Source organism: Coleofasciculus chthonoplastes PCC 7420, assembly GCF_000155555.1.
GTDB classification, from domain to species: Bacteria; Cyanobacteriota; Cyanobacteriia; order Cyanobacteriales; family Coleofasciculaceae; genus Coleofasciculus; species Coleofasciculus chthonoplastes_A.
Genome location: NZ_DS989852.1, coordinates 1 through 20487, shown reverse-complemented (window position 1 = coordinate 20487; position 20487 = coordinate 1). Strand labels below are relative to the sequence as shown.

The following is a 20487-nucleotide window of genomic DNA, read 5'->3' as shown; positions in this document are numbered from 1 at the left end:
TAAAAAACTTTTCAACTGTTTGCGCCCATTGACTATTGTTACTAATAAGCTGGAAACTTATGACAAAATAGACAAAAATCACTGAGAGAAACAGTGTGAGAACTAAAGGATGTAAAATTAGCTCTTTCATATGATTTGATTCAGCGTCAACGAAAAGTCATATAGCAACCCTAAATTGAGTTGTGACAAGTGAGCGGATTGAAAGCCAGGTATAGCAAGGCTCACATTTCGGAAAATTACCACAACCTATTTAGGAATCTTATAGCAAGTAGGGATTTTCCCACAACCCTCTGATAACGAGATAAGATTAAACCTATATAGTTTAGGAAGTTAAGTGGTGTATGCTCTGGGTATATCGACAACTGACGCAGTCAGTCATAACAGGTCTAACCCTCTCAACCTCAGTTACTCTGACCTTCTCCTTTCCTAGTATTGCTCAGCTCCCAAATTTTGAAGACATGCCGCTTCCTCAACCGCCAGCCAAGTCGCTACCCTCTCAGGAGGCGTACACCTTAGGCGGCGGCGATACCATTCGCATCGATATCCTTGAAGTTCCTCAGTTTAGTGGAGAATACCAGATTCCACCCGATGGGGTGCTAACTTTACCTCTAATTGGTAGTCTATCAGTAGAAGGATTAACCTTAGAGCAAGCTAGACAAACTATCTCCAATCAGTACAGTCGTTTTCTTAAACAACCCCTCGTTACGGTTATTCTTCTAACACCACGTCCCATTAGTATTTCAGTTTCTGGAGAAGTCAACAGCCCGGGTCACTACCCCTTAGTGCAGATAGGAGAAGCAGGAATTGCTAGGGGACCACTACAGCCCACGGTAACCCGGGCGTTGGCAGAAGCTGGAGGCATTACTCTATCTGCTGATATTCGTCGAGTGCAGATCCGGCGTCGCCAAAACCAAGGTTCCGAACAAGTGTTTACGGTCAATCTCTGGGAACTGATGCAGACAGGCAATCTGAATCAAGCCTTGGTAGTCCGAGACGGAGACACGATTTTTGTCCCCACCGCTACTCAAACCACTCTCCAAGAAATGCGACAAATCGCCGCCACTGCTTTTGCGCCGGCACCGGATGTCCCCCGTACTGTTGCCGTCGTTGGTGAAGTTACTCGTCCTGGAACCTATACCGTTGTCGGTGAAAACCCAGAGCGTTCTCAAGAAACCCTAGGCTTTCCCACCGTTACCCTAGCCCTCAAACAGGCTGGCGGGATTAAACCCATGGCAGATATTCGCCAAATTCAGATCCGCCGCGTTACCAAAGCAGGTACAGAACAAGTTATCCCCGTGGATTTGTGGCAACTTTTGCAAGTCGGCGATTTCACTCAAGACGCGGTTATCCAAGAGGGAGATACGATTATTGTCCCCACAGCGACCGAAGTCAATCCTACAGAGTTAACTGAATTGGCAAGGGCTAACTTTGCCCCCGATACAATTCAAGTGAGTGTAGTCGGAGAAGTAGTAGAACCTGGAATCGTGCAAGTTCCCCCTAATACCCCTTTAAATCAGGGGATTCTCGCTGCTGGTGGGTTTAACCACAGCCGAGCGCGGAGTAGTTCAGTAGAGTTGATTCGTCTGAATCCCGATGGCACCGTTGCCAAACGCACAGTACCAATTGATTTTGCCCAAGGCATCAATGAACAAAGCAACCCCGTTCTCCAGAATAATGACATTATTATCGTTGGTCGCTCTGGTATCGCCAAGTTTGCGGATACATTCGGAACAGCATTAGCACCCTCCACTCGGATTTTTGATGTCTTGAGAATTGTTGATTTCTTTGGCATCTGGAGTTCTGACTAGAGTAATTTAGGATTGTCGGTATATAAAATAAATAAGTATCCATTTCTTGTATGTGATCAAAATTTTTTTAGAACAGATAGCATAAGCTTTTTAAGGTTATAACATCCAATATATATTTTGTAGGTGATGTCGATGGATACTCAACACAATCTACCAGTATTTAGTAACAAAACGAATGACAAACTTCTTGGGTCTTGGTCTGAAGCCTACCCCAGCGAATCGAACGAGAATAGTGGGCAGACGGTAGATTTAGCCTGGGTTTTTGCCGTTTTTCGTCGCAGAGCCTTAGTGATGGGATCTGTGGCATTCATCTTGATCATAGTCTCTGGTTTTTGGCTTGTTTGGAAGAAACGTCAGGTTATTCCAGTATATCAAGGTTCATTTAAACTCTTAGTCGAACCCCTCTCCGCTGAAGGTCAGTTCCGGGATCAATTTTTATTGTCTCAAAATAAAGGGGTAGACATCCAAAGAATCCAGGTAGAAAAGACAACGTTGGATTACGAAAGCCAGATTCGGGTTTTGAAAAGTCCACAAATCCTTATGCCAGTGGTTGAGCAAATCCAATTTCGGTATCCAAATATTGATTATAATTCTCTCCAAGGAGGAGTTTCTATTTCTCGCCTAACTTATGAAAAAGATGCCAAACAAGAAGGTACAAAAATTTTAGAAATTCGCTACCAACACAAAAATACTAAACAAATAGAATTTGTATTATACTCACTTAGCAAAGCTTATCTTCAGTACAGCTTAAAAGAACGCCAAAAAAGTATTCAGCAAGGTCTAGAATTTATTGAATCGCAACTTCCTAATCTTCAACAGCAAGTTGATACCATCCAAAGTAAACTACAAAACCTGCGTCAGCAGTACAATCTGCTCAATCCTAGTATCGCAGACGAAGCTCTAACCGGACAGGCTATATTTCTTCGTCGAGAGCGATTAGAGACAGAAGCGGAACTGGCGAAGACCTACTCCCTCTATAAAACGTTGCAAAAACAGTTCAGTGAAGCCGACGCAACCGCCATTTTGTCTCAGGAATCCGAAGCTTACAGTGCGCTAATCAGAGAACTCCATACGGTAGAAGCTGAGATTACTTCTCAATCTCCCCTATTTCGCACAGATAGCCCACCTATGAAGATATGGCGTGAGCGGCAGCAAAACTTGCAGCAATTGTTGCAGCAAGAATCTCAAGATATTCTCGAAAATCTAGTCGGTGAAATTGAAGGAATTGAAAAACACTACCAAACTATTCTCCAAACGGAAAACCAGGTGACTCAACAACTACGACAGTTACCTTTGGTTGCCCGCCAGATAACGGATTTAGAGCGAAAGTTAGCGGTAGCTACGGATAACTTAAATGATTTTATCAAGAAACGAGAAGCGCTGCGATTAGATGGGGCTCAGCAAGAACTCCATTGGCAACTGATTTATCCCCCCTATGTGTGGCGTAATGCAGCAGGTGATTTGGTTCCTGTAGAAGTGACATCAGTCAAGCGACCATTTGCCATAGCTGTGGTGTTAAGTGTTCTGTTGGGCATCGGGGTGGGTTTTTTGATAGAAATTCTTCATACTGTTTTCCATACCCCTGAAGAAATCCAACGTGCCACGCAACTTCCTATCCTCGGCGTGATTCCCTTGACCAAAAAACTGACCCAACTCCGCCAGAAATCACCACAACTGGCACAGGTGTCACAGGTGGCTAATGGAATTCAAACCTCGAAGCCGCGCCGTTGGTTGAACAATGGAGAGAAAACTGACCCCGAAAGTATGTCTCCCTTCATAGAAGCTTTTCGCTTTGTCTATACCAATATCTGTTTACTCAGTTCTAAGCAGCCGATTCACTCCTTAGCCATTTGTTCACCGATATCGGGTGATGGCAAAACAACTGTGGCGCTGTACCTGGCGAAAGCTGCCGCTACAATTGGTAAGCGCGTCTTACTCATTGATACCAATTTACGTTCTCCTCAGCTTCACATTCGTCTAGAGTTGTCCAATGAGCGAGGACTCAGTGAAATCATTGCTGCTGACTCAACTATCCAGGAGGCTATCCAAAAATCCCCCTTAGATGAGAACTGCTTTGTTTTGACAGCAGGTCAGAGTTTATCAGACCCGATCAAGTTAATTTCTTCTGATAAGATGCAGTATCTCATGGAGCAATTTTCATCCCAGTTTGACTTCGTTATCTATGATACTCCACCCCTTTTGGGTCTAGGAGATTCTAACTTGGTGGCGGCTCAGGTAGATGGAACAATACTTGTGGTGGGGATGGAGAAAACTGACCGTTCCCTGATGATGAAAGCCTTAGATCGATTAAAGATTGCCAGAACCTACGTTTTAGGGTTCGTTGCCAATGGAATGAAAGATGAGTTCATGAATTATTGATTATATTCCACTTTATTTTGGAGTTCCCCCGATTCAGATGTACTATACTATGCCCAGGCTCAGGCTCTGATTCCATAATAGTTTCTTTAGCGCTTATCCCCTCAAAAATTCTACCCAATTGTACCCCTATAATAATTGTAAGAATAGCGCGAGCGCAAAGATCTTGTAATTAGACAAGAGCAACGTCCCGTGTCAGCAAGGTAGGTGGGTCAGATTACTATGAAGCTTTTGTGAAGATACTGAAAGCTTTTTATAAAGATTCTATGAAGAATCTATTTTGGGGTAGACAGTTGTTGATTAAATTCAGTATATAATGCATTAATACAGTGATAACCTTGTGTAGAATCTCCCTAGGCTTCACGTTGAGTTTCATAAGCAAAGGAGAGATTCAATCGGGCAAAAAACGGGTGCATACTATAGAAATTTATGATTACTATTACAGTTACAAGCGCTGCTGACAGAGGATCGGGTTCACTAAGAGCTGCGATCGGCCAAGCTCAATCAGGAGATACAATTCAATTTGATCCAAGTCTTGCGAATAAGACGATTAAACTGACCAGTGGTCAACTTGAAATCGATAAAGACCTAATCATTGATGGGGCTAATGCTCCAGGTTTAACCATTAGTGGCAATAATACCTCCCGTGTTTTTTATTCATCGAGTAATTCTGTCGATATCACTTTCCGGAATCTAATCATCGCCGATGGCAAAACCAATGGAAAAGGTGCAGACGGTGCCGGTGCAGGGATTTGGACAGGAAATGAAACCCGACTAACAGTCGAAAACAGCACATTTAAAAATAACTACGCCACAGGCTTTGGAGGAGGTGCGATTTTTGGAGGTTGGAAAGGTACGAATGTGATCAAAAATAGTACATTTGTGGGAAATAGCTCATCAGATAATGATGGCGATTTGCGTAGTGGCGGTGCGATTACTATCAATAGCGAAAGCTTCCTCTCTGTTGTAGACAGTAATTTTACTGATAATGAGGGAATTTATGGCGGAGCAGTGAGTATAACATCAGGGAGCCTGAATGTAAAAGACTCAATTTTCAGTGAAAATAGGGCATTTAAAGGCGGTGCTATTAGCAATATTGCAAATAGTCTGACCATAGAAAATTCGACGTTTACTCGTAACAACTCAACAAATTACGCGGGTGCAATTTACACAGACGGGGCTTCAGCCAATGATGATGGGAAAACCGCTGACAAAATTCAAATTCGCAACAGTCGTATTGAGAACAATACAGGAATTGGACAAGGAGGAGCACTTTTCCTCTATGTTTATGGAAAAGACCAAATCATCATTGAAAATAGCACAATCATCAATAATCAAGTCATTGGAGATGATCAAGGTATCGCTTTGGGTGGGGGACTCCGCCTGGGTAATGGTGAAGCAATTATCCGGAACACCACGTTGGCGAATAATCTCGCACAGGAACGAGGTGGTGGCTTGTATGTAGGAGCACGTACAACCGTCACCATTGACAACAGTACTTTTTATGGAAACAGGGCGGAGTCATCCGATGGTACAGACGGTGCGGGGGGAGCAATAGCGTTACACAACCGCGACTATTCTGCTCAAATTACCCAAACTACAATTGCCAATAATTATGCTGGTTCCAGAAGTGGTGGATTGTTTGTAGACGAGTCAAATGTCACACTAAAAAACACCCTCTTTACCGATAACTTTGCCTTCCGTGGCGGCGATGATAAGAACGTTGATCACCACACGAACACTGTACTCAAGGATGGGGGAGGAAATTTCCAATCACTAGATCCCAATCCGGATGATACGAAGATTACAGATGGGGTAACACTTCTTGACCCGAAACTGGGAGCGTTTACCGATAATGGGGGGGCTGTGCAAATACCTCCTCTACCTGGGAAGCCCCAAGTCACAGGGGGAGCTTTGCCCAGCCGTAGCAGTTATCGAGAAACGCCACCAGCTAATCCGAGTGATTTGATTGTTACAGCGATTTCAGCCACGAAAACTGAACTGACGTGGACGGATAATAGTGATGACGAGACAGGATTTAAGATAGAGCGATCGCGCGACCAACAGAATTGGACGGTATTAACCACCACGGCGGCTAATGCTACCCGTTACCGGGATACCGACTTAACGCCGGACACGTCGTACTACTATCGCCTGAGGGCAATCAACGACATTGGTGATTCCTCTGCTATTTCCGCCCAGGTAACCACGGATAGTATAACGCCCCCTGTACCCAGCCCTTCACTTATCCAGGAACCCGCGCTGAGTCGTACATCTGAGGATGTTTTCCTGGTTGAAGGGGACTCGGATGAGGTTCAACTTCAATTTGATTTAACCGCAACTGACACGGATTCGGTAAATGAAATTGGGATTTTTTGGGTGGATGATCAGTCCGGTAGTATTAACGGTATCGCTCCGGGTGAAGTCGGGTATCTGGAAGCCGCCCTCAACCAATCCCAAGTTATTTTCTCAGTACTTCCTGGTAATCCGTTTCCCGATTTAAGCGTTACTCGTCAATTTGGGGTAAATGGGGGTCAGGAATTTGGGTTTTACCTGGTCACAAATAGTACCACGGATACAGTAAGGGCTGAGTTAGCGGCGGGAGGTACTCCAGATAATGTATTGTTTGGCTTGACCTCTGCTAATGGGGATCAGTTTGACCCTGTACAGGTATCCGAACTGGGTGATAACCACTATAACTTGGCGTGGGAAGATGGGGAAGATGGAGACTTTAAGGACTTAGTGTTCACGGTTCAACTCACACAGACTCAGCCAGTAGTCGGAACTCAGTTACAAGGAGGACAAGAAGGAGAAATCATTGATTTGCGGGATCAGGTAACGGGTATGATTCCGGCTGTGTTTGGTGTCAATAGTGACGCGGACTATGATAATAGCTTTGGATTTTATGTCATTGATGACTTGGATGGTCGGATTGGGGATCTGCTACCTGGTGACCCCGGTTATGCCGAAGCGGCGGTTAGTCAGCGGTTGGACACCGAGGCTGGACTCCCGGCGGGAACGTTACTAGCCCCGTTTATCATCGCCGATGGCACAGCCGAGGAATTTTTGGCAGAGAATCCCCATAATCAGAGTGGTCAAGAGGTGATGGCTTATTTTACCTTTATGGTGGCTAACCCCGATGGGAAAGATCATGTCCGCCTGCTAGGGGATAATACCTTTGGGTTTGAGGATCAGTGGGCTGGAGGCGATAATGACTTTAATGATATGGTCGTTGAGGTAAATTTTGTTTAACAACTACCGATTCTTGATTACCGTCTCATAAATCCCCATAAGTTGTTGGTAATTTTTATCCGCTGTATATTTAGCCTCGAACTCAGTCCTAGCTTCTTGGCGCATCTGAGTGAGTTCTGCTGGGTGGGATAAAGCCCACTCCACTTGTGCAGTCAGGTCTTCCCAGTCACTAGGGCGGAATTTGAGACCCGTGCGACTATGCTCAACCAATTCAGCAATAGCTCCGATGTTAGCAGCAATCACTGGAGTTCCCTTGGCAAAGGCTTCGATAGCAACCCGCCCGAAGGTTTCGTACCAGCTTGAGGGAAATACCAAGAAAAGGGCTTCTCCCAGCAAGTTATAGACCTGTGATAAAGGCTGACGTCCTAGCCACTCTACTCCGGGTAGGCGTGTAGATGCCTCAGCAATTTGATTGGCTAGGGGTCCATCTCCGACAATTTTCAGCGGAATCTGGTGACCAAGCTTCTCCCAAGCTTGAAGTAGCGTATCCAGCCCCTTCTCAGGGGAGAGGCGTCCCACGAAGAGGGCATAGTTACCGCCTCCCTCTCCCCAACCCGGGTCAGGATGGACAAAGTTAGGCTTAACCACAATCTTTTCGGCAGGTAATCCCCCTTGGATAAACTTCTGGCGGGCAAATTCAGTCAAAGCGATGTAAACATCGACCTGATTCGTCCAAGTTCCTAGGGCACGGTGAACCGTAATCATGGCAGTAACGGTGGCTGTGGCTGCCCGACTTTCTCGGTAGCAGGCGTGGATAACCCCAGGCAGAGGGATAAACTGTTCTAAACAGTCTTCACAGACGTGACCTTGTCGGAAAAATTGAGCATTGGGACAGAGCAGGCGATAATTTCGTAAGGTCTGAACCACAGGAATCCCCTTAGCTTGAGCTGCGTAATAAACAGAGGGAGAAATCAGGGGAAAGAAATTCTGGACGTGAACGAGATCGTAGGTTTGTTCTGTAAACCGAGATTTGAGAATTTGGTAGGTTTCTCTCGACCAGACTGTCTGAGAAGCGAGATCTATTTTGCCTAGAGTGGGTATCCGGTCGTTATGCTCTTCGTATACGTCAACCTGATGCCCTTTATCTTGTAAGAGGCGTACTTCTGCTTTCTGGGATTCGTCCTCGCCGCCGCGAATTTGATAGTGGTTATGTACGCTGAGGATACGCATTCGATTCGCCTCCGTGTTCTGACTGAGCGAGAATTTCTTCGTAGAGTTGGTTATAAAATTGACCCTTTGCCTGCCAATTGAAGACTTCGCTCCCTCTTTTTTGTGCGGCTTGTCCGAGGCGAACTCGTAGCTTGGGATCACGCACTAAACGAGTCATAGACTTAGCCATATCCTGTACAACCTGATCCAGATTGTGGGCGGGAACTTTACAACCCGTCTCGTCGGTGACTAAGATGGCGGGTCCTCCCAAGTCTAGGCAGATAACTGGACGACCTGCAACCATTGCCTCTAAGCAGCTTGTTCCGCCAGAATCGTGTAAGCTGGGGTGAACCAGCACATGACATTCTCCCAGCTTACGTAAGGTTTCATCTCGTGGCAGTTTGCCCCAAAACTTGACCTGGGACGCAATTCCCAACTCCTCAACTAGCTTTTGTAGTCGCTTTCGCTCAATGCCGTCCCCAACAATCCAATACTCAGCTTCATCAAGTTTAGCCACAGCAAATGCTTGTAGACCTAAGTGAAATCCTTTCCAGTGAAGCAGACGACCAATGCTAATAAATCGAACTGGATGGCTTTCAAGGGGTTGGTATTCAGCGAGGCGATTGATTTCCGCCTGAGGCAAAGCCGTGTGCAGGAAGATACGAACATCCTCTCTTCCCAACTGGTACAGTCGTTGCGCTGTATCTTCTGTTGGAGCTAAGACAACAGCACTTCGCTGGAGGGCAAGGTGGACAAAGGGATTACGCTCCCCCAACCATCGACCCAGAGTCCGCAGGAATTCGTAAACCTTGTCCCCAACGCTAAAATCATTCCAGAAGGTTTGGGGTGCAGATTCTCCTCCACCAATTGGGCCCCAGACAAAGGGAATGGGGAGTAGGGGAAGGAAAGTGGGAAGCCAGTAACTGGCATAGGAAATATGGTGGACTAGATCAAAATCCACCTCGCGGTGGAGTCGGCGAGTTACAAAGTAAGCTCTAATTTGCCAGAGTAAGTAGTGGAGATAGATGCCGACTCCCTTACGCCAAATCCAATCCCCAAACCAGCCGTAGTAGATAACCTGAAGATTGGGTATTGGATTATGGCTTATTTCAGCTTCGATACCAGGACGCCGCCCCGACCAAGTGAGTACCCAAACCTGATGGTATTTTGCCATTTCTCGCGCCATATTCCAGCCTTTTCCAGGTTCAGAACCGACACCCGGTTCACAAGCATAGGCGGATATAAGAATTTTCACGGGTTGCTCCACTCCCATAAAAGAAGACGATAAGAGTTCTCAATGGTCTAAGACAAAAGCGGTAACTTCTGCTAGGAAGTTAGCAGCAGCTTCGGGATTATGGGGGGCAATGAGTTGTTTTGATTTTTGACCCATTGTGGGGATCAATTCTGGATGATCAATAAAACGGCGCATTAGTGCAGCTAGTTCGTCAGGATTATAGGGATCGAAAATATAACCATTCTCCCCAACCTCAACCAGTTCCTTTGCCCCCGCCCACTGAGAACAAAGAACAGGTTTACCACAAGCCATCGCCTCAAGCAAGACCATTCCCCAAATATCTTCTAAGGTGGGAAAGACAAACACATCGGTTTTCTCAAAGTAAGCGCCCAATTGACTATAGTCAACCCATCCTGCCCAATGAATCTGTTGTTCCAGATGATTCTGTTTAATAAAATCTTTAAGTTCTTCTCGTTGGCTTCCCTCACCGGCAACAAGTAAAGTATAGTTTTGGTTCCCCTGTTGCTGAAGCTGATTGCAGGCTTTCAGGAGGAAATGAAGTCCTTTCCTGTATTCGACTACTCCAATGAACAAAAAGACAGGATGTTGTAACTCAGGAATAGATAAGTTCGCCTTTTCTTGCTGTTCTAATAACGCTGTGGGAGTCGGGACACCATAGGGACGAGCAAAAACATGATTTTCATTGGCTTCGAGAATCTGAGTCAGATAAGCTTTCCCGGCTTGAGAGTTTGTAATCAAAGCGTCTGCTAAACGCACCATCATCCGTCGATAGAAAATATGAACCTTTGAATCCCGACGGTCTACGTTTAATGAACTCCCATTGTAAACAATCACCACTCGCCACCTAGCCAAAGGTTTGAACAAAATCGCCAATAGAGTCCAAGCGGAGAAGGACAAAGCGAAGATTACATGAGGTTTAAATCCTAGGAGATGACCAATAATCTTGGGCGATACATAGTAAGACCCTCTGGAGTATCCCCCCTCAGGTAAATTGGTTTCGACAAACTTGGTTTTGCCAACAACTTTAACTGTAAAGGTTTCTTCAAAGCCAGAGACATACCCGGGCCAATTGCCAGTGTAAATAATTGTGTTTTTAAACCGTTTCGTGAATTCACTCAAAACGGGATGCCAGTAAAATCCTCGTTTTAACCCAGGGAAAAGCCAAGCTATACGACTATCAGCGATACTATTCACGGTAAAATGCCTCTGACTAAAATACAATAATCATTTACACTTTTCACGGATTCGAGTGAAACAAGACTTTTACGGTTTACTGCTTTGATGTTTACTCAAAACTAATTTCCCAATTACTCTTCGATAGGGGAGTAACCAATAAATTAGCCAAAGTAGACCGCCATGGCGTTGAGTAAACACCTTCCATTCTCTCGGAGAGATGAGTGTCGCCCCTTCAAGTCGCACTCCTTTGGGCTGATTCATTTTCCCCAATGACTGACTCAACGAGTGATCTGAATTTGAACCTCCACTAGACAACGAGTTACGGGGACAGATACCGACATAGTCCGGTGCTATCCAAACAGTACATCCTTTGCTCTTGGCGCGTAAACCATAGTCATAATCAGCAGCATAATGGCGAAGGACTGGGTCGAGGTTACCCACTAATTGAACCACACATTGGGGTATAAGTACACAGTTTCCGTTCATGCTATCGCAACGCTGGACGGTTTCCGTTGGTGGCACTTTGCGAAAATGAAACGGATGCCACCAGTTTCTCTGAATTACACCGCCGTAGGTGAGGTTACCCGTTTCCGGATCTTGAGTGGAGCCGACTATAATGGCGTGGGTTTCACCTTGCTTGCTTAGCTGATGGGAGTTGACTAACAAGGTGTTGATCGCTTCTGGGTAGAGTACTGTATCATCGTTGAGCCAGAGGTAATAGTCATAGTCCTGCTTCATCGCTTCAGCCCAGGCTAACCGCATTCCCCCATTCCAAAATAGGGTACCATCGCCGTGGAGAATTTTCACTTGAGGATACATCTGACGCACAGCTTCAGCGGTGCCATCAGTGCTGCTATCATCGACCAAGTAAACATCCATTGTCCACTGGGAGGGGAGTCTTTGGTTATAGAGTGCAGCTAGACAAGCCAAGGTTTTTGGCTTGCGGTTATAACAGGTCATCAGTACGGCAAGGCGATCGCGGGTCATTGGAATTTAGAGGTGGCTTGCTCTTTTGTCTTGTTCGAGTCGGATGCTTAAACATTAGATATATTAGTATCTCACATTTTCCCCTTTTGGTGATTGGACTGGCTGGAAGGAAATGGCACAGGGACGTCCACTTATCTGCTTAGATTTAGACGACCCCCTGTAAAAATGATCTTTTGTAAAAAAGTACAAAGATTTAAGTCAATATCCTTGACTATCTCGAATATTTAAAATATATATTCCGTAATCATGGAATATCGTTTGGGACTTACGTATAATGTCTATTAGAGAAGCTTCAGTAATTGTTAATCCTCATGGATCGGCATTTACAAACCTTTTATGGTGTACTCCAGGTACTTATATAATTGAATTGTTTACAGGAGAATATACGCCCCCACATTACTATTATATTAGTCATGTATTGGGGCTAAATTATTCATATATTGTAGACGGATCGTCCAAACATAAACGTCATGGAAGCGGTACAAAAAATATATCATCTGATATGACGGTTGACGTGGAAGTCTTGAACAGAGAACTCACAAAAATACTAGGCTAATGATTTTGTCTGAAATACCAACAAATGGAGATGTCAACAGTGCTTACTGATATTTCTCGGAAATTAAATCGCGTTATGCTCAAGGGTTTTCACGGTTTCTTGAAAAGATTTTTAATAAAGGATTGCCCCTATAGACTAGAAAAAATTGGCAGTGACTATGGGGGGTGGGTTGTCCCAACGAATCTAATAAAACCTGATTGGGTATGCTACTGCGCTGGTGTTGGTGAAGATATAACCTTCGATTTAGGCATTATTGAAAGATTTTCCTGCAATGTCTTCGCCTTTGAGCCTACACCTAGAGCGAAAAAGTATGTCGGAAAAATAGCCGTAAACAATAAAAAATTTCACTTTTATCAAATTGGTCTTTGGTCAAAAGATTCTATCCAAAAATTTTTTGTTCCGACTAACCCACGCTTCGTTTCTCATTCTATTTTAAATTTGAGTGAAACCCAGGATTTTTTTGAGGCGAATTGTCAACGCTTATCGACAATTATGCAAAATCTAGAACATGAAAAAATTGATTTACTTAAAATGGATATTGAGGGAGCAGAACATGAAGTCTTGAAAAGTCTTATAGAAGACAATATCGATATCAAAGTGATTGGTGTTGAGTTTGAACCAATGTCATTTTTAAAGGTGATTATTTCAACGTTTAAGTTGATGTCTTATAAATATAGTCTGGTCAGTATTGACGGTAGGAACTATACATTTATTAAAACACAAATTTTAAATGTATAGGTAAGCTCGTGAATCGGGAGCATCCCGTTTTGGACAAAGCATTACCTCAAGTAACGCAATTGCAAGGGTTTTAGCCCCATTCAAAGAGCCAACGTGCCAAATTGGGATTCTCCCCGTGAATCTCTTTTTGCTTACTACACTTTTCCAGAGTTTTTAAGTGTAAGAAAATAGAATGTCCTGGTACAACTTAATATAGCTTTTAGCTTGGATATCCAGAGTAAAGTTTTGTTCAAACATATCTCTCGATCGGAGTGAACATGCTTGTCGTCGTTGTTCATCCTGCAATACCCAAGCAATCCCATTAGCTAAGTCTTTCGTGTCATAAGGGTGGGCTAAATAGCCATTCCACTGGTGTTCAATCATATCAGGCATCCCGCCAATATTGAAGGCAATGCTAGGTGTACCACAAGCGATCGCTTCCATTACTGTGTTAGGCAAGTTATCTTGAACCGAGGGGGCAACAAACACATCTGCAGCTGCATACACCAGTGCCAGGGAGATATCATCGTTGAGTTTACCCAGATAGTGAGCCTTAAAGCCGAAGTCAGGCTGGGGACTTGGCGCAGATGAACCGAAAACCACTAATTCGGTTTTGTATTGGTTTTCTGACTGGCTTAAGCATTGTAAAGCAGGTTGAAGCAGATGAAATCCCTTCCGGTGATCGCTGGTAGAACCCATTGCTCCAAACAAGAGGAGTTGTTTATCCTGAGGTAATTTGAGCAGTTCTCGCGCTAAACGTTTATCGATTGGCTTATACTGTTCAGGATCAAGACCATTGGCAATCACTTCCACCCGCCTATCTTTGAACAGAGAACTGGAACGTACACACTTGGCTAACCAAGTGCTGGGTGTCACGAGGGTAAGATTAATATTTTTCCAAGCTTTGGTTTTACGCTGCCATACCCAGCGGGATAGATCCCAATTTTGACCACTTTGGAGTAGAGGACAGTTACCGCAGGAGTTGGTATAGCGATCGCAATCTTGGCTATAGTGACACCCACCAGTAAATGCCCACATATCATGAAGTGTCCAGACGATGGGTTGCTTTAACTGAGCCAAGGTTTCAATTTTTAAGAAGCCGCCACAAACCCAATGTAGGTTAAGGATATCGGGAGCAAGTTTAGTCGTTTTGGGGGACACCTGATCAGGAAGCCATTCTAAAGACAGTTTCGTGTGGTCACAATTACGGTAAAGTCGCAAGGGGAAGCGGTCTAAAGTCGGCTTGAGGATACCTAACGCTTTGCTTAAATTGGTCTTCTGAGCGAATACTGTTCTATCGTCACTCGATTTTTTATCGACCAGCATTTGCGAGGGGACTCCAAGGCGCTGGAGTCCCTGATGGAGTCGGTAAGCAGCAATAGCAGCGCCACCACTGATATCAGATGTACTCAGATGTAAAACTTGCATTTAATGAAACTGGTGGTGAAAAGATTTAAAGTACCTTGAGTATTGTAGTCTATAAAAATACTAGGCTATACGCTGGTAGCGATGAAATCCTCCTACAACTACACCCCTGTAAAAAATAAAACCCGTAAGTCAGCTTAAATAGGTTTTACTGAACTTGCCAGACAAAACTGTTAGAGATAGGCTTATACTAGCTATATGATTCGCTTTTAAACGCATCAGGCAGGTAGATGTAATTTTTGTTTTAGGGAGATTTTAGAGCAATGAAGCTAAACTTTATTATAATAGGCGCTCAAAAATCAGGATCTACGTTTGTACAAGAAATCTTGTCCGAACATCCAGAAGTTTTCATGGTTCCCAAGGAAAGACCATTTTTTGAAGATCCTGACTATGGAAAAATGGATTTCCAAGAATTTGAAAAGTTATTTGCTGAAGTAACTACAGAGAAAGCTGTAGGAATGAAACGACCAAGTTATTATGGAAAATTTGAAGTTCCAGAGAGACTCTATCGGCACTTTCCCAATATCAAACTAATTCTAGTTCTTCGTAATCCAATAGAAAGGAGTATTTCCGCTTATTATCATTATATGAAAGATGGATTCATCCCCGTAAAAAATATAGAAGAGGGCATGGTAAAAATAATCAATGGTGAATATAAAAATACTTACAAAAGAGCAAATGAAATTATTGAATTTAGTTTTTATTATAAACATATCATGCACTATTTAAAATATTTTAATATAAATCAAATTCATATAACTCTATTTGATAATCTCAAAAAAGATACATTAGCTGAAATAAGTTCCATATTTAAATTCTTAGAAATCGATCCTAACTATAAGCCAAAATATTTGGATAAACGCCCACAATCTGGTGTGTATTCATTACACAGTATAAAAATTTTTCGCCTAAAAAATTATTTTATTTACACCTATAATCAAGATCGTACAAGGGTAGTTCCCAAAAAAAGCAATATATGGTAAAAATTTATAGCCAAAATAATTATGCTATTTTATAGTAAATTTATAAGCAAACTTTTCAATCAACAAAAGCCGCAATTGACTTCACTTTTAAAGTTAAAATTACTTGAACTATACAAAAATGATATAGATTCTCTTTCTAGACTTATAGGAGAAAACTTAGAAAATTGGAAAAAATAGAAAATACAGAAAGTAAGTTAATCAATCAAATATATAATAACTTTGCGTAACTGAGGAATGTTTCGTTATTATTTAGGGCTTGCTGCATAAGCGTGTAAAATAGACCAGATAAGGGTTTCCAGCCATTTTTCGACCCAACAAGTGCAAGGTTTTTACACTATAACCGTCTTGCATCCTGGAATTTTCGCCGACAACAGCACCAAATTTTACCTCGACAGAGGGTCAACATCGAGCGAAGTCGAGATGTTAAAACCATTGCCCATTGCCTATTCCCTATTGCCTCTCCCCACCACAAGACTTATTCAGCAGACCCTATTTATTCTACACAAAAAGCTCGGATAGCATAGGCACTACAATCACAGCTAGTCAATTTTAATTGGCTGATCAGTCTGAAAATTTATTTAATAATTTGTTCCAGATCAAATTCTTTCTTTTTGGAATACCAACATAGCTACCTAGATATTCATTGAATTTATCAATAGGAATATTCCAAAACTTAGATTTATTATACACAACTTCATTAAAAAGCAATGCCAATCCTTTATTTTTTTCATTAGGTAAATGCCAAATGGGAATTTTCAAATCATTAAAGCTAACATTATTAAACCGTTGTAAAGTCCAAATGCGCTTAATATATTCTTGAGCTTCTACAATATCAAATAGACCTTTGTTATAGACAAAACTGGCGATATATTCATTAGTATGACTGGTTGAAGGTCATTTGTATAGATGATATGTTTTTCATGAGGATTACATCTTACAGATGAACAAATGAAGTTAGTCGCTAATTTCCAATATATTTTTTTCCTTTGTTCACGACTTTTTGAACCTAATTGTGGATAGTGAATATCCGAATCTTCAACTGTGTTGTCTACACAAATGCTTGTGACTATATTGATCATAGTATTTTGAGCCTATAAAGCCTTTTTTAAAACTTATTTACAGCTAAGTTATTTTGCATTAAGTTATGATAACCCTTTGGTTAACATCCTCATCAATACTCACACATCATGATTCTTTATATTTTACACCAGACCGAAAAAAAACAGCCATCCTCCTTTTTGGCTGAACGGCAAACTTCTTGACGAAAGCTGCATCCAAAAGGATAAGCGGCTTATCCTACCATACCCAACGAGATAAAACGGGAGCATCCCAATTTGGCAGGTTGGCTCTTTGAATGGGGCTGAAACCCTTGCAATTGCGTTACTTGAGGTAATGCTTTGTCCAAAACGGGATGCTCCCTATATTAAGTCCTCTGGAAAAAGAAAAAGTAGAAGAAATACTACAAAAAGAGATTCAATTAATTAATAAACTTAGAGACTATGAACAAAGCATCCAGCCTTTAGTATAGAGTTACTTTTCTATACACTGAGATCGGGGCGTGTTTGTTAGCACAAGCCCATCTTTAATCAAACTGTGTTGCAACATCCGATGAAATTTTTCAGCAATCACAATTAACCCATAATAGGATTCTACATAGTCACGCCCTCTTTTTCCTTTTTCCTGTCGCTGTTGCTGCGAATCTAGCAGGTGGACAATGGCTTCGCGTAACTGGATAACATTCCGTTCTTCGACAAAAACAGAAACATCTTTCTCTCGAACAGCATAGGAAATACCACCACAACTAGTCAGCACACAGGGTAAACCACAGGACATGGCTTCTAGATTAACCACACCAAAATATTCTTCCCACGACCCAATACTTACCGCATGATTCACAAAGACATCCACACCTGCTAAAATATCAGGAATTTCCCCATGGGAAACTGAATTCAGAAAAATAACCTGATCACTCAACCCCCGTTCTGTGACTTCGGCTTCTAGCAGAGAGCGCATCGCACCTGAACCCAACAATTCCAGTTGCACATTACTGCGCGATCGCAATAAGGGAGTCATCGCTTCTAAAATATAGAGTAGCCCCTTTTCCGGCTCCATCCTAGATACGACCAACACTCGCAGTATACCATCTTTCTCAGACCGTTTCGGTTTGGGTGTAAACCGTTGAGTATCGACGGGGTGTCCCAAAATCCTAAATTTAGGAGCAATAACTTGATCAAATAACCCTAGTTCTTGAAAGCGCTCAATGCACTTGGGAACAGTAACAATGATTCCTGTAGTCTGATGCAGCGCTTTTCTAAGCCAAAAGCGTCGTTTCAACTGAAAATTCAAGTTTTTAGGGGTTCTGTCAAAGGTTTTCGAGGCATCAAACCAAACTGGCTTTTTGAGCTGATGCGCGATTCTAATCGCTAGTAAACCTTGGAGATAGGTCGTGGGATCAACCGTCAAAATACCATCAGCTTGAACAAAAATCGGCTCAAGGGATTTATGAATCGCCCCTAATTTTGGAATCCCTAGCTTTTGTAACCTGGATTTCCAGGCTGTTTGGGGAATAGAAATAATTTCAAAGGCTGGATCATGATACTGATCCCCTTCTGATTTGACGATGGTGAACCGATAGCCATAATGCTTCTGAAGATATTTGTAAATTGAGGCTTGAGCCTCAAACGCTGTATTATTTCCAATAACGCCAGGGCGAAATGATACCAGTTTAATCATAAGTTAGCCCTTGTCGAGACATTAGATTTATACGACCTGATAGCTCTAAGTTTAACATCAGTAAACCCTGCGGTTTGTAGTCGGTGCTTTAGCCTCCACTTACATGATTAAAGCTTACTACAAATTCGGTTATATTAACATCCTTTGATTTAAGCGGAATGGCTATCTGAACCATGCAGCATTTGTTCTTCTACAACAACGTCTTGGTATGTTCCAGACTTGACGATACGACCTTGCTCAAGCACGTAAACCCAATCACAATGTTCAATGGTAGAAAGACGGTGAGCAATGATGATCATTGTTTTAGTTCCACTTAGGGACTTAATCGCCTCAGTTACTAAAGTTTCTGTCTCCGAATCCAAAGCCGATGTCGCCTCATCCATGACTAAAATTTCCCGTTCATGGTAGAGTGTCCGGGCAATTCCCACCCGCTGACGCTGTCCCCCTGACAAGCGTACTCCTCGTTCACCAAGCGTCGTTTTAATGCCATCTGGTAACTGTTTGACTAACTCTTCTAACTGGGCGGCTTTAATGGAATTATCTAGTCGTTTTGGATCAATCAAATGATCAGGAACACCAAAAGCAATGTTGCGCTCAAGCGTATCATCGATCAGAAAAATAGATTGAGGAATATAGCCAACTAAATTTTGCCAAGAACGTAAGTTAACATAGATAGATTGATCGTCAACTCTAATGTCTCCGCTCTCTGGCATAAGCAGACCTAAAATCACATCAGCTAACGTAGTTTTTCCAGAGCCAGATTTACCAATAAACGCAATCGACTTGCCTTTTTTCAAGCTCAAAGAAATTTCATGGAGAGCAGGTGTGTCAGTGCCAGGATAACGATACGTTACTTGATCCAGTACAATCTGTCTAGCAAAATGCATGGCTTGATTGTTAGCCAAATTAGAAGCTGACAAACTATTGGATTTGGATAAAAAGGAATGATTACTAGCGCAAAGCTGTTCAATTGCTTTCAGTTCTAAATAGAGTCGATTAAGTGTGTAACTTGAGTTTCTCAGCTTGCCCATTACCGTCATAAACTGACTAAAGGATGGAATTAAGCGAATAGAAGCTACTACAAAAATGCTGAGAACAGATGTTAAATTTTCAGAATCATTTAATAAGATAAATAGAGAAGTAAAGCCAATAATAAACGTAATAAAGATTCCCTCCATTAAAAGACGAGGAAGAAGTTGTAATGTATTATAAGAACTTATAACATAACTGTATCTCTGAGCTTGCTCATCCATCTGCTCTTGAAAATAATTTTCGCAACCAATAATCCGCGTCTCTTTAAATCCTCCTAAAGCATGATTTAATACACGAATAGCACTGGCTCTCGACTGAGAGGCTTCCCGTCCAAAGTAAACAAGTTTTTTCCTAAATCGATTGTAAAATAGCAACGTCAATAGCAATAAAATTGTGATGGTCGCTGTTGCTATGGCATCCGTATAAGCTAATAAAATTACTATGAAAATTATGATAAAAAATTCTGAAATTAATTTAAGCAACGAAATCATAATGTCATTGCAAAAATTATTTACTTCATGAAAGGAATTGTGCAGCAAGTTTGCTGTATTTGCCTTTAAATAAAAAGTAAAAGGTGCAGACAAATAAGCATTCATTAACCTTAGCCTAAGTTTTTTTAACTGATGATAACTAAATTTATAGATATATCTTTGAATACACCAAGATAAAATTAATTTTACATAAAACAAAATAGCAACAAATAACCCCAAAATTAAAATAAAGCTTTGAATAGAATCTGTTCCAGATAGGTGGTAAATTTGTGATAATCTAGAACTCTGATTGATTGACTCGGGTTTAATTGCCAAGCTTGTGAATGGTCCGATAAGGCCTATACTAACTGTATCGAGTAACGGAGTAAACAAAAATAAGAGCAATAGAGGAATCAAGCAACTTTTATTTGAGGGCAGAACATAGAAGAATTTTACTAGATAGTTTTTCATTAGGTAAATGCTTTCCTTGTGAGTACCATTTATGTTCCCAGCGAACTAGGAGTGATAGCCAACTGAGAGTAATTCAGATCAATCCAATGATTTTAAC

At 42.2% G+C, this 20487-nt stretch carries 12 protein-coding genes; 5 read left to right on the top strand and 7 right to left on the bottom strand.

Translation table 11 applies throughout. The annotated features are described in order from the left end of the window. Window positions 1-458 precede the first annotated feature (458 nt). From MC7420_RS17130 to MC7420_RS35305, 3 genes are all read left to right on the top strand, one after another. Window positions 459-1808 carry an SLBB domain-containing protein gene (locus MC7420_RS17130; RefSeq protein WP_006101878.1) on the top strand — a complete coding sequence of 450 codons (1350 nt, stop codon included), beginning with the start codon at window positions 459-461 and terminating at the stop codon, window positions 1806-1808. 132 nt (window positions 1809-1940) lie between these two features. Continuing rightward, complete coding sequence (locus MC7420_RS17125) at window positions 1941-4187, top strand: GumC family protein (RefSeq protein WP_006102049.1); 2247 nt, start codon at window positions 1941-1943, stop codon at window positions 4185-4187. A gap of 426 nt (window positions 4188-4613) precedes the next feature. Further along, window positions 4614-7436, top strand: coding sequence for a DUF4114 domain-containing protein (locus tag MC7420_RS35305; RefSeq protein WP_006101871.1), 2823 nt, complete (start codon window positions 4614-4616; stop codon window positions 7434-7436). A 3-nt stretch (window positions 7437-7439) separates the two neighbouring features. On the opposite strand, the gene MC7420_RS17115 is transcribed toward MC7420_RS35305, so the two are convergent. From MC7420_RS17115 to MC7420_RS17100, 4 genes are all read right to left on the bottom strand, one after another. Further along, on the bottom strand, window positions 7440-8606 hold the full coding sequence (locus MC7420_RS17115; RefSeq protein WP_006101865.1) for a glycosyltransferase family 4 protein: 1167 nt from the start codon (window positions 8604-8606) through the stop codon (window positions 7440-7442). After that, entirely contained in the window at window positions 8584-9840 is a 1257-nt protein-coding gene (locus MC7420_RS17110; protein ID WP_044207942.1) for a glycosyltransferase family 4 protein, read from the bottom strand. The genes MC7420_RS17115 and MC7420_RS17110 overlap by 23 nt, the downstream gene beginning before the upstream one ends. 39 nt (window positions 9841-9879) lie before the next feature. Continuing rightward, window positions 9880-11034, bottom strand: a complete 1155-nt coding sequence (locus tag MC7420_RS17105; RefSeq protein ID WP_006101921.1) for a glycosyltransferase family 4 protein — start codon at window positions 11032-11034, stop codon at window positions 9880-9882. Between the two features lie 69 nt (window positions 11035-11103). Further along, the gene (locus MC7420_RS17100) at window positions 11104-12003 is read right to left on the bottom strand and encodes a glycosyltransferase family 2 protein (protein ID WP_006102009.1); all 900 of its coding nucleotides are present in this window, start codon (window positions 12001-12003) and stop codon (window positions 11104-11106) included. Between the two features lie 595 nt (window positions 12004-12598). Here MC7420_RS17100 and MC7420_RS17095 point away from each other — a divergent pair. Continuing rightward, window positions 12599-13297 (top strand): FkbM family methyltransferase, encoded by a 699-nt coding sequence (locus MC7420_RS17095; RefSeq protein WP_198016480.1) that lies wholly within the window; start codon window positions 12599-12601, stop codon window positions 13295-13297. 153 nt (window positions 13298-13450) lie between these two features. Here MC7420_RS17095 and MC7420_RS17090 read toward each other — a convergent pair whose 3' ends face one another. Then, a complete protein-coding gene (locus MC7420_RS17090; RefSeq protein WP_006101872.1) occupies window positions 13451-14704 on the bottom strand; it encodes a glycosyltransferase family 4 protein in 1254 nt (417 codons plus the stop codon). Window positions 14705-14964: 260 nt separating this feature from the next. Between MC7420_RS17090 and MC7420_RS17085 the strand changes: the two genes are divergently transcribed. Beyond that, window positions 14965-15684, top strand: a complete 720-nt coding sequence (locus MC7420_RS17085) for a sulfotransferase family protein (protein WP_006101883.1) — start codon at window positions 14965-14967, stop codon at window positions 15682-15684. A 1530-nt stretch (window positions 15685-17214) separates the two neighbouring features. On the opposite strand, the gene MC7420_RS17075 is transcribed toward MC7420_RS17085, so the two are convergent. Next, complete coding sequence (locus MC7420_RS17075) at window positions 17215-18417, bottom strand: glycosyltransferase family 4 protein (RefSeq protein ID WP_006101945.1); 1203 nt, start codon at window positions 18415-18417, stop codon at window positions 17215-17217. A 149-nt stretch (window positions 18418-18566) separates the two neighbouring features. Beyond that, entirely contained in the window at window positions 18567-20390 is a 1824-nt protein-coding gene (locus MC7420_RS17070) for an ABC transporter ATP-binding protein (RefSeq protein ID WP_044207854.1), read from the bottom strand. Window positions 20391-20487: the final 97 nt, after the last annotated feature.